The sequence below is a fragment of the Mucilaginibacter rivuli genome (genome assembly GCF_019391655.1).
Taxonomy (GTDB): Bacteria; Bacteroidota; Bacteroidia; order Sphingobacteriales; family Sphingobacteriaceae; genus Mucilaginibacter; species Mucilaginibacter rivuli.
This window is the reverse complement of record NZ_JAHXPQ010000001.1, coordinates 543,180-555,900: the sequence shown is the minus strand read 5'-3', so window position 1 is coordinate 555,900 and position 12,721 is coordinate 543,180. Positions and strand designations below refer to the sequence as shown.

Genomic DNA, 12,721 nt, shown 5'->3' with positions numbered 1-12,721 from the left:
CGAAAACGTAACTATCAAACAAAAAAATCCCCATCGGTTAAATTAACTGATGGGGAATATCAAATTATTACCTGTTAGCCTGCAATTATTTACTATCGGGCACTTTAGCTACGGCACCATTTATCATAACATTATCGTAGCTCATATTTTTAACATGATCTATTTGTGATGGCGTTTTAACCCCACGAATATTACAGTTAACTACGTGCAGGTTCTCCACCGGCGATTCGGCATAAGCTTTTACAAATACGCCGTAGTTACCACCTTTTTCAACATCTACATTCTCTATCCAGATATTCCTGATGGTGGGCATAAAGTTGCCCGGGATCTCATAAAACATATCAAATGAAAATGCAGCGGTTTTAAAGCTTCCTACTTTAATATCTTTCATAAAAACATTCTCAATTATACCACCGCGCGAAGAACTGGTTTTTAACCTGAGTACACGATCAAGGTTTTTCGAGTCCATGCTACAATTTATTGCATATATGTTTTTGGCTCCACCTGATATTTCGCTGCCTATACCTACACCGCCATGACCATCTTTCATTATACAGTCTTCAACAATATGGTTTTCGGCGGGGCGTGCTATGCGCCTGCCATCTTCATCCCTGCCCGATTTTATAGCGATACAATCATCGCCGGTATCAAACAAGCAATTTTTGATCAGTACATTTTTGCACGATTCCGGATCGCAACCATCATTATTAGGGCCATGCGATACCACCTTTACATTTTCGACAGTAATGTTTTCTGATAATACCGGGTGTATAAACCACATGGGCGAGTTCAGCATTTTAACATCGGAAATGCGAATGTTTTTGCAGTTGATAAACTGCACCATATTTGGCCTTAAAAATGAGCCATCGCCAAAAACGCGTGTCTCTCCGGCGGTTTTCTTGCGCATCAGATCGGCCAGTTTATCGCGGGCCGGTTTTTGGCTTATTTCGGCCGATCCGCCTTTCGCCCAGTTCCACCAGTGTCCCCAATCAGCATTTCCATCTAATATACCGTTGCCGGTAACAGCAATATTGGTTGCACCACTCGCATAAATAAGGGCCGAGTAATTCATACACTCAATGCCTTCCCAACGGGTAAAAACAATAGGATAATCTTTAGTATCGCGACTAAATAACAGTTTAGCACTGTCTGCCAGGTGTAAATTAACATTACTTTTAAGGCAAATTGCCCCCGTTAGCCATGTCCCAACCGGAACAGTTACCCTGCCGCCGCCATTTTTGCTGCATGCCTCAACAGCCAGTTTAAAAGCATTGGTATTATTGGTTTTTCCATCGCCAACCGCGCCATATTTAGTAACCGGGTAATCAGCATTTTTAAAATCGGGCGATTTGATGAGCTTGCGCAGCTTGGCCATTTCGGCTAATGGCTCGGCGCTGCTTTTCCAGGTAACAGCCTGCGCAAACGATGAAACTTTAAACAGTACCAACACGGCACATGCTATAATAACTTTATACATATTTTGTTCTTTAAAATCATTAAATGTGTTTATTTATCACCCCCACTTTTTCACCCATGCAGGGTAATCTTTTTCCAGTAATTTTTTAGCCCACTCGCCATACCAGGCGTAGCCATTACGCCTTTCGTATCCAATCTCTTCTATCGAATATTTTTTCACCCCATCACGGTCGCAGAAAAACGGTTTATTAGTTTCAATCTCATAATACCTTGCCCACATTGTTGATGATGGGTCGGCTTCCAAACGCCTATCCTTTCCTTTGGCTGTACCAGGGGCAGCGTATTGAGCCACCTTGTAACCAACTATTTTAACGTCCTGCAACCATTGCACACCGGTCTTTATGGCTTCTTTAACTTCGTTTGACGGGTTAGGTTGGCTCATCAAAAACTGAATAATACCCACACTTTCCGAGCCACTTATTGATGGCAGCTCATAAGCCCTGGCTTTTGCGGGCTGCAGCGTTTTTTCATCATATTGCTGGCACCAGGCGGTTAGTTTTCCGTTCACCTTGATCTGGGTATTTACAATACAAAGTACACCTTTGGCTACTGCTTTGGCACATGGCTCAGCTAACTGCGCATTAACTATCTCAAAACCATTTCTACGCAAAGCAACGTCCTCTAATACTTTTAAAGAATTGATCATCGCGTTATCGTTATAGGTGATTTCGTTACGATACAAACCATGATCGGGATAATATTGTGGGAATCCGCCGTTTGCATACTGCGCTTTTAACAAATACCTGATACCATTTTCGGCAGCAGCCAGGTACAAGGGATTTTTAACCGTTTTATAGATATTTACCAGGTACCTTATCTCTTTATTGGTAGCCTCGTTATCTATTGTGGCAGCGCCTTCTTTTACTTCGGCAGCAATATCTACCTTTTCATCTGCCGAGAACTCCCTATTATAGGTAAATGCTTTACCATGAAATTGCTTAAACCACCCGCCGGAAGGGCGTTGAAAGAGCAACATGTTATCGGCCTGTAGGTCTTGTGCATTAGCCTGCATGGCAAGCATGCAAATTACGCTGCCTGTAATAACTTTAAACAAGTTTTTAAAAGGTTTCATTTTTGTAGATTTAGTTTATTTATAAGAACAAACTGGATATTAATTAAAACACATTGTTCCCTTTTAAGCCTAAACTGCCCGGATGGGTACCCGGGCAGTCAGACAGATTAATTAACGAGAATTAGTAATTAATTATAGTTTATCATAGTTTAAACGGCATGTACCAATTACTTGTACTTGCGCCCAGCTTATTAACACTATCTGGTATAGGTAAACCTGCAGCAACAAATTTTGACGCTATCTTATTACGAAGGAACGATAAACCTGTGCCCGGGGCTTCTTTTTCCCTACGCAAAGCAACACGCAACAGATCAGACCAGCGAACACCTTCGTAAGCCATTTCTAATCCATTTTCGTCAACTATTTTGTCTTCCAATACCAGCATTAAGCCTTTCGCATTGGTTACAGGCTTATCCCATAAACCCGGGTTTGACATATCGAAGTATTTGGTAGAATCAACAAGGTTTTGAGCCAAGGCAACGTGCCCCCTCATTCCGGCAAAGCGTTCCCAAGAGCCTGCAAAAGCAGGGAATTGGCCAAACCTTGCATCGAAGTAATAGTCGGGATTAGGATCAAAGTTTTGTTCGATATTAACTACGTTAGTTGGAATAGGCGGCGGCCCTTTGAAAATACCATTCAGGAATCCTGTATTCAGTATGCCCGATGTGAGCTGATCGCGGCCATCTCTATTCGCTGTTTCGGCTAAGTGCATCAGTATACCTCCCCCACGCTGTAATATAACCTTCCCGTTTGTAGCAAATGGGTTTGCAGGAGAATACTGACCAAGCAGTTTTTGAACTTCAGGTTCGGCACCTGTTGAATAGGATATACCTGCACCACGGAAAGTATCGCCGGGCGTGCCATCACTCCTGGTTTGGCTGTTCCAGTTTTTTATTGCCAGAGCTGAAGGTTTGAGCAGGTATTTTCCACCATGCGAAAACAAGGTAACAAATGGGTTAGCTGGTGCAAAGTTCCTATCAAATGGTAAAACGGTCAAAATATCTGTAAGGTCATCATTACCGTAAGGTGAGTTGAACATTTGAGGCCATGCATTAGGCGGGGTTCTGCTGCCATCATAACCATTGACAGACGGATACTCCTTCATATACTGTAACCATACATCTGCCTTCGTTGGGTCAATCAGTTCGGCATAATTATGTACTATCCTGTAGTTATGTGCCGCCATTGGGTAGTTACCTTTCCACAGGTACAAATCACCTAATAAAAATGGCCTGTTTATAAACATCCGTGCAGTGCTGTACCCATCTATGGTACGGATTAGCGAAAGCCCTTCGGGTACGTTAATAGCAGTTCTGCCTCCGGGGCCTATTAATTGTATAGGCAGCATTACCGGCACGTTTTGAATTACGTTGATCAACTTATCCAACAATTGGTCAAAAGTGACCATTGGATATTTAGACGTATCATTAAGCTCCTCAATTGAAGAAAGGCTGCTGGTTACATACGGAACAGAGCCATAATGAATGCCTAATTGAAGGTATACCCATGCCCAAATGCCCGCTACTTCGCTATAACGAATATTATAGTTAGCCTGGCTCATGCGCTTATCCTGCAGCATCGCATTAAAATTATTCATAACATCATTACAGTTCAGTATGATGCTGAAATATGGTTTCGGATCGGCCCAGGGATTATCAGTAGTTACGTTGTGCTCATTAAGTTGCTTCAGGTACTTATCGGCGTTCTGTGTAACGTCCATCAAATCGCCCCGTAGCTCATTCTGCACTACAAACCTGTCCATTACCCCTACAAATTTGCCCAGGATGCCAAAGATGGCGGCATCGGCATCGTTCACATCGCGATAAGCATTTTCAGGCGTTATCACGTTTTCAGGAGTGATATCAAAGGTTTTTTTACACGCAACGCTACATAAACATATGGCAATTAAAAGAGCGTGCTTTAATATTTTTGGTGTATTCATTTTCAAATCGTATTTAAACTATCTATAATTTACAAGCCTACCCTAATGCCAATTTGTACCGTTCTGAATTGTGGCTCTAATCCTATATCTGTTCCCTGGCTAAAAATATTTCCGGCCGCGCTAAACTCAGGATCGTAACCAAGATAATTGGTTAGTGTAAACAGGTTATTACCCGTTAGGTAAACCTTAGCTGATTTTATTCCTATACCTGCTTTTACAGGAACATTGTATGATACCGACATTGTTCTCAACCTCAGGTATGATCCGCTTTCTATCCAGCGATCAGAGAATCTTGAATTTCCAGCCGGATCGCCATATTCGGCCCTTGGTACATCTGTTATCTGGCCTTGAGCCCTCCACCTGTTATTTACTTTCAATAACTGATTTTGATAACCGCTTTCGGCAGATAGCTGCCTGCGTGTGTAATTATAAATATCGTTACCTAAGCTATAAGTAAACAAAGCATCCATTGACCACCTTTTATAGGCAAGCGTAGTGTTTATACCACCAGTAATAGTTGGGTTAGGGTTACCTATAACCTGCCTGTCGGTATTATCAATAAAGCCATCATTATTAGTGTCAACAAAACGTACATCACCTCCTCTAAAAGCTGTAACCGATCCGTCTTCGCGCCTGTTTTTTAAACCTGAAGCAGTGGCTTCAGCATCAGAGCTGTAAACTCCGGCTGTTTTAAAGCCATAAAACAAGTTAGCTGCCTGGCCTACCTGACTAATAAGGGTACCACCGGCATAGCTGGTAAGCATTACATTACCAGGAATGGAGGTCACTTTATTTTTATAAGTAGATATATTTATGCCCAAATCCCAGATCACTTTTTTATTGAGCAACCTACCTGCAACACCTAAACTAATTCCGTTAGTTGACATTGCACTATTGTTGGTTAACGCGTATTGGAAACCGGTTATGCTTGCTATCGGATCATAAGTGATCATGCTGTTTGACTTATTGTTGAAATAATCAAAACTTATGTTTAACCGTTCATTAAATAATGAAGCATCTAAACCCGCATTTGCTTTAGTTATCGATTCCCATCTCAACGAAGAATTGGCAACGTTACCCCGAACAAGGCCCTGGCTACCTAAAAAGTTTTGCGAAACATAATATTGTTTTGCTGAGTAGTTACCAATATCATCGTTCCCTACCAAACCATAGCTGGCGCGAAGTTTTAACGCATCGATAAATTTAACTTTTGCCATAAATTTCTCTGAAGAAACCAACCATCCTATAGCGAGCGAAGGCATCACCGAAAACTTATTGCTGTTAATCGTTAATGGCGCGTTTGCAGTAGTACCAAACCTGGATGAACCATCAGAGGCGATATTGAATGACGCAAAATACCTGTTTTTAAACTCATAATCCGCATTCGCGTACACATTCATCCAGTTCCATTTTCCATTTTCGCCACCTGCAACACGTAAAGCTGGCAAGCCGCCTGTAACGCTAACGTAATCATCAGTTGCAGAGTTATAACCGCGTCCAAAATCAACCTCACGATCGTTAGTATTATACCTTAATCCAACATTGGCCGATAGTTTTTGGTTATTACCAATAAAGGTTTGATAAGATACCCGGGTATCTGTATATAATGAATACAGGCGTTGTGTATTAGTAGCCGATTCGTTTGTGGTAACGGCCTGCGCTAATGTATCGGGCACTACACCCAAAGCAGGTATAAATTGGTTTTCACGTATTTTATCATAAGTAACACCCAATAATGTTTGAGCGGTTAATTTTCTGGATATTACATATTTAAAGTTAACCGATCCCGAAAACCTATAGTTTTTATTGATACCCTGGTATTTGTTAAGCAATGCGGATGGGTTAGATATATTCAAACTATCATAACCTGCATAATTTGGCGATTGCGCACCTGTAACGCCAATATCATGCGGATCCATAAACGGTGCTTTTATTAAAGCAAGGTATAGTGGGTTTGTTTTAGGTGCAATAGCCTGGTTGGCTATGTTTTGCTGTGTATTTACAAATGCAAGCCTTACTGTTGAAGTGAAATTCTTCGACAGGTTCAAATCCGCGTTAAAACGTGTTTGGTAACGCTGAAGGTCGGTTTTATTGGTAATACCTTCCTCTTTTAAATATCCAACTGATAAACCGTAGGTAGCAATATTATCCCCCCCGGTTATTTTAAGATAATAATTTTGATCATAACTGTTGCTCATTACCTGGTCTTGCCAGTTGGTTTCGTTATGATAGCGATAATAATCAGGATTAGGGTTATCGTTAAGATATGGCTTAGCCTTAATGGTAGCATCTGTTTGGCCCGGAACTGTTTTCAAAAGATCAGACAGGTATACCTTAAAATCATTTGATTTCATTACAGGTTGGTTTGAAACCTTGTTGTTATACCCGCCATAAGCTGCAAAATCAATAGTAGTTGCCTGGCTTTTTGCACGGCTTGTTGTAATTAACAAAACACCATTGGCACCTTTTGTACCGTACATGGATGCGCCGTCTTTTATCAGCGTATAAGAAACAATATCTTTAATATCAATATTAGATAAAGGATTTCCTACGTGCCCCGTCATGAGCGAGTTTCCGTAGCTTGTGTTATCATATATCATCCCGTCAACCACAATTAAAGGTTGGTTAGTAGCATATAATGATGTAAAGCCATTAACAAGCATATTGCCCCCTATTCCGGGAGTACCCGATCTGCGGGTTACGTTTAGTCCGGCCATTCTTCCTTGTAAATAGGTATCAGAACCCTCAACAACAGAACGCTGCCATCCATCAGCAACATCAACAGATGATACTGAATTAACGGTGTGCAATTTTGATTTGGATGCGTAAGGCATTTCTACCGCGCCGTATATAGAGTTAAAAGTATCTCCGTAAATGTTTGCACTAACAGATTTGCGACCTTTTAAGGCAATTTCTTTATTCTGATAGCCCGGGCTTGATACAATTAGCAAGGCATCCAGGTTAGGCACCGAAATTGAGAACTGGCCTTTTTCGTCTGTTATTGCCGCGTCGTACTCGGCAACTTTAATATTTACGCCTGCAACGGGCTTTCCGGTTTGCGCGTCTTTTATCGTCCCGGTAACGGTAGTACCTCTTTTAATAGCAATATTAGGTGCCAGTTTAGCTGTATCAGCTTGCTGAGCCTGCAAATTAATGGTGGTCAGTCCCATAATCAGCACCGGTAAGGCTATCCTTTTTACCACTTTAGTAACTATATAGATCATAAGTTTAATTTCAGAATTATGGGGTTGGAACTAATTTAATGTAATCTAACAACAAGGTATTTGCACCGTTGGTAGTAACGTTATTGCCTACAAGGAAAATGCTGAGGAAGTTTAATAAACCACCCGCGTCCTTCTTATTTCCTGAATAAAAAGATGGTGATACATAATCGCCCAGGTACACTTCAGAGTAGTTGGCCGTAAACCTCTTTCCTGCCGGAGCGCTTACACCATTATCAATAACACCCGGCTTAGGCTGTGTAAAGGCTATGGCAGATTGTGAACCAAAAGCAACAGACATAGGGAAATAAGTAAGATCGGTAGCAGTACCGCTTAAGGTAAGGCTATAATCGCGGGTTACCCTCCAATAAACTTTGTATTTAACAGCGTTTGCTGGCGTTCGGTAATTGAACCAGAAGGACGAGACGCCATGATTTTCCAGTATAATATCTTTATATAAACTACTGTCCGGGTTCCTTCTCGTTCTGATAATAGGCGATTTAGCAGACAACATGCTATCTATCTTTTCGCCCTGTATCACTATAGGTTTAATTTTGGTAAATCTATCATTAGCCTGCCCGTATAATTTATAGCTGATGCTATTCATCACATAAACTATTCCGTTACTTACCCTGTGTGTTTCAACAATATCGCTCTTTTTCAATTTGAACTTAACACTGTCAACCGTTGAGTATACGGTATCCGGGAAAGCATCTGAATTATACAACCCTTTAAATGAAAGTGATTTTATTACGTTAAAATTTGTGATGCTATCGCTAACTGTAGGCGATGTTGAAGCATAAAACTTAGCAAGATTTGCCTTTTCAGTATTATATGCCGCATCGGTAAGTATTACGTAAGTGTATAGTGAATCTTCGTTACCTATCGGGGCCAGATCTGTAAACCTGTTCAGGTTTACGATACCTGTACCTGCTTTGTAAATAGGTAAACCGGTTTTGGGATCGATGCCTGTTTGTACTGCAATTGTTTTATCAAACGCTGTGTAGTTTAACGATACCATCTCAGTTTTTTGTTTCAGAGATGTTGACAATAAATATTGCAGCGCATTAGGCTTAGGAATAATTGCCGATGAAATGATATGTATAACACCATTAGCTGCGTACTGATCGGCCTTTACTATAGGCTGATCATCTACCGTTGTTTTAGTAAACGTAATATTTTTCCCATTAAGGGTTTTGATGTATAAAAACGTTTTTACATCGGCTGTAAAGTACTGCTGTGTAGTTATATGGTTACCAACAAATTGTTTAACCTTAGCTGTATCTGATAGTATGGTTGGATCAACCAGTTGCATGGCAGCGTTATTTGGTGCCCAAACGGTAAAAGTTTTTGAAGAAGCGATTATTTTATCATATCCTGTTTTTGCGAGATACCCGGCAAAAACACTCAGATCAGCATTATTGTTAATAGCGGTTAAAACATTATTGTTAAGCGCCGAATCTTGACTTGCATTATAATTATCCCACTTTTTACAAGAAAAAGCAAGCAATAAACACAATGCAAATAAAATAATAGGAGGTTTTCTTATTGTCATTCTTTTAGTATTATTAGTTAGTCTAATGATATTTATGTTGCGTAAATATCCTGGTGTGAATATTTACGCAACATGGTTTTCATTTTTAAGGGATAGGTGTGTAATCCATTGATCCATCCGGCTTAAACCTTGGTAATATTTGCGATGCAGCCGTTACCGGGATAAAATGGATCATATCTAAAATATCAGTATTGCTATTTCCCTGGATCACATCAAGCCTGATGGTATGCGTGGTAGTTGAAGCGATATTTATGATACCTATCATTTTACCAATAAGTACATTTGGTATAGGTGCTGCCGCTGTTGCCCTTAACGGATCGTTGGTATAATATTTCCATCCCTGTGATTCAAGCTCAGCAGTTGTGCCAACCGGTGCAGGTTCAGCAAAATCAAATGGCTTAGCCATAATAACACCATCAATTGAAACCTGGCATTGTGTTCTTCTGCCTGTTGGCCATTTTCCGGTTTGTTCTCTTCTTTCGTAGCATATCCAAACTTTATACTGGCCTTTAATTAATACCGGTGTTTTCATTTGCATCCAGGCATTGGTAGCTGAACCCGGGTTAGCCGCAGTTGCTACACCTAATGCAATACCCATATAATCGCCATAAACAAAGCTTGCGTTTGCAGAAGGTACTGCTGCACCAGCCGGCGATTTTCCACCTGGCGTACAATAATTCATGCCGTATTTTTCGCCCGATGCAGCTTCTGTTTTTGGCCAATCCCAGCCATCTATCGGCGTGGTAGTGGCTGATAATTTTGGAAAGTATTTTCTAACTGCAGTTTTCCTGAACACGCTTCCCAAAGCTCTTACTTCCGGAAAATCAGCTACATCCCAATAAACCGGTACAGGCACCCTTACTTTTGGCGCAATATGGCCGGTAGTTGTACCTGCGCTTGATGCGTATGGAGCAGTATAATGCAGCGCACCATTCGAAGCGCTAACATCGCTTCGGCTACGGTTAAGCAATACGCCCGGTTCATAAACTCCGTTAAACAAAATATCGTTTATTAATACTTGCTTATCTACTAATTTAGCGCCGATCACTTCAGATGGTGCAAGTGTAGTATGATTAGCCCCTGAACCAATATCAGCTAAATATTTTACTGTTGTTAAAATATGGTAATCGAAAAAGATGTGTAAGCTGTCGGTTATCGTTTTAGGGTCGCTGCCTGGTTTGGCATAACGTGCCTGCAATGCAGCAAAGTTAGCATACCCTGCTGCCTTAAACGCTGAATCTGTTTGGGCAATTACCGTTAACCACCTGTGCATAGCATCGGGGTTTAAAGCAGGTATAACGTTCAATGAGTCATACAAGCCTGTTACTTTTAAGCCTTGAGTAAATATGGCAAGTTTTGGATCGGCCTCAATAGTTTGTGCCAGCGTTTTTGTTGCCGGAAGCAATACACCATCTATTTCGTGTATAATACCATTACCTACCCTAATGTTAGATGTAAGGATATTACCTTGTTTGTTGATCCTTACTTTAGTTTCGCCATTGGTTACAAGGGCGCCGGTGGTAAGGTATTGGCCATACATAGTAAGTGTATTTATTTTTCCATCACCAAAATTGGCGGTACTAACGGTGTCGGGCAGCACATGAAATTTAACAAGGTCGGTCAGGTCGCTAATGCTGATATCATCAACCGAATTTTTACCTATCTGTTTCAGGTAAGCAGTCATAGCGGTATTATTAGGCAAAAACACCGTATAAGTTCCGTACGCCTGAAGAAAATCAGCCGTTCCGCTCCGGGCAAGTACCTGGCGGAAGATTGAAAATTTATCTGCGTTTTTATCAAGGAACGTGGTTACATTGGTGTTTGTACTAACTGTGTACACCAATTGAGCTTTTTTACAGCTTACCACAACCATAATTAATGCAATCACCCCGATTAGCAAACCGGGTGCGAGTTTAAATGTAGTTTCTTTTTTCATGACTTATTGATAAAAAGGGTTTTGAACTAAGTTTTTATCCGCTGTTAACTCATCTATGTTGATAGGCAAATAATGGCTGCGGACATCAGCATATTTCCCTTGTATTAATAATCCTTTGCCCGAACCTGCATTTGTTCCTACTATAGGGAATATGAGGTCCATATGAGCGTAATTATCGCGTTTGGCGCATCTCAATACATCAAACCATCTTTTGCCTTCAAAAGCAAATTCACGCTGGCGCTCGGCCAGGATATATTCAGTAATATCTTCGGCATCGGTTAACGACGGAAATTGCTGTGAACCGGAAAGAGCACCTGCCCTTTTACGTACAGCGTTGATCAGATCTAAAGCATCCTGCCCCCTTGAGCTCCAGGCACAGGCCTCTGCCTTCAATAATAAGATATCGGCATACCTGTAAAAAAACCAGTGAGCGTATGATAAAGGCTGGGTTCTGATGGTGTTTATTGCAGGCGTTCCGGCAAATTTCCATATCACGTTATCAGTTGCACGCAGTGATCCTGCATCGCCACGGATATCTTTTATTTTATTAGGATCAACAGGGTCTGTTGTAAAAACCTGATCCATAAGTGTGGGAGCTGCTAAGAAACGTTTTTTCGACGGATCGCCAAACATGCTATAAAAAGGATTGAGCAACTGACTATCAAACTGAATTTCGAAAATACTTTCGTTTGAGTTTCCATTGAAATACAGGTTGGTGTACCAATCAATTTGCGATGAACCATCAATAAGCCCGAATGAGCCCGAATTGATCACTTTATCACAGGCATCAATACATTTGGTATAATAATCAGGATGATCAGCACCTGCCATCCACAGGTACACGTCTGCTTCTATGGCATATACACCGTAGCGGGTTATTCTGCCTTTATTCAGCCTTGCATCTGTGCCAAAGTTTAATACCGCATACTGCTCTGCAAATGTTAAATCATCAACTACAACTTTTAAAACATCTTCGCGACTGCTTTTAGCAAGCAATTGAATGTCGGAATCGCTTGATGATGCTTTAAGTTGCAAAGGTACTTCGCCAAATGTGCGAACAAGGTAAAAATACATCAAGGCCCTCATTGCCTTTGCCTCGGCTAAATAAGCATTTAGCTGGGCCTGTGTTAAAGTTGGATCATTTTGTAAAACCGAAGGACCGAATTGTATTACCGTATTACAGTTATTTATAACCGAGTAAACTGTGTTCCATTTGGTTATCGAACTGGTAGATAATATGTTTGCCGATGCGTATTGTATTTCTTCGGGGGTAGTGGTTGGTGTTAAACTAATCATATCGGCTCTTAACTCGCCCCATAAAAACATATTTTGAACAAGTGTTGAGTTTGCCAACGATACATAACAGCCCACAACCGCGGCGCGCAACTGCTCTTGTGTTTTCCAATAATCCTCTCTTATCCTACCATCAACAGGCTTTGTTTCCAACCATTTTGAACATGATGAAGAACAAACAATGGTGATAATTATTAGTACTGAAAATTTTATCTTCTTTATCATA

General features: G+C 40.9%; 7 protein-coding genes. All 7 read right to left on the bottom strand.

The genetic code is table 11. The annotated features are described in order from the left end of the window. Positions 1 to 85: 85 nt before the first annotated feature. A complete protein-coding gene (locus tag KXQ82_RS02380; protein ID WP_219486439.1) occupies positions 86 to 1,477 on the bottom strand; it encodes a glycoside hydrolase family 28 protein in 1,392 nt (463 codons plus the stop codon). Positions 1,478 to 1,513: 36 nt separating this feature from the next. Then, positions 1,514 to 2,548 (bottom strand): pectate lyase, encoded by a 1,035-nt coding sequence (gene pelA, locus KXQ82_RS02375; protein WP_219486437.1) that lies wholly within the window; start codon positions 2,546 to 2,548, stop codon positions 1,514 to 1,516. 142 nt (positions 2,549 to 2,690) lie between these two features. Next, a complete protein-coding gene (locus tag KXQ82_RS02370; RefSeq protein ID WP_219486436.1) occupies positions 2,691 to 4,490 on the bottom strand; it encodes a hypothetical protein in 1,800 nt (599 codons plus the stop codon). Positions 4,491 to 4,519: 29 nt separating this feature from the next. Next, positions 4,520 to 7,714, bottom strand: a complete 3,195-nt coding sequence (locus tag KXQ82_RS02365) for a SusC/RagA family TonB-linked outer membrane protein (RefSeq protein ID WP_219486432.1) — start codon at positions 7,712 to 7,714, stop codon at positions 4,520 to 4,522. 16 nt (positions 7,715 to 7,730) lie between these two features. Then, on the bottom strand, positions 7,731 to 9,266 hold the full coding sequence (locus KXQ82_RS02360) for a fasciclin domain-containing protein (RefSeq protein ID WP_219486430.1): 1,536 nt from the start codon (positions 9,264 to 9,266) through the stop codon (positions 7,731 to 7,733). 85 nt (positions 9,267 to 9,351) lie between these two features. Then, a complete protein-coding gene (locus KXQ82_RS02355) occupies positions 9,352 to 11,202 on the bottom strand; it encodes a fasciclin domain-containing protein (RefSeq protein WP_219486427.1) in 1,851 nt (616 codons plus the stop codon). A gap of 3 nt (positions 11,203 to 11,205) precedes the next feature. Beyond that, positions 11,206 to 12,720, bottom strand: a complete 1,515-nt coding sequence (locus KXQ82_RS02350; protein WP_219486426.1) for a RagB/SusD family nutrient uptake outer membrane protein — start codon at positions 12,718 to 12,720, stop codon at positions 11,206 to 11,208. Position 12,721: the final 1 nt, after the last annotated feature.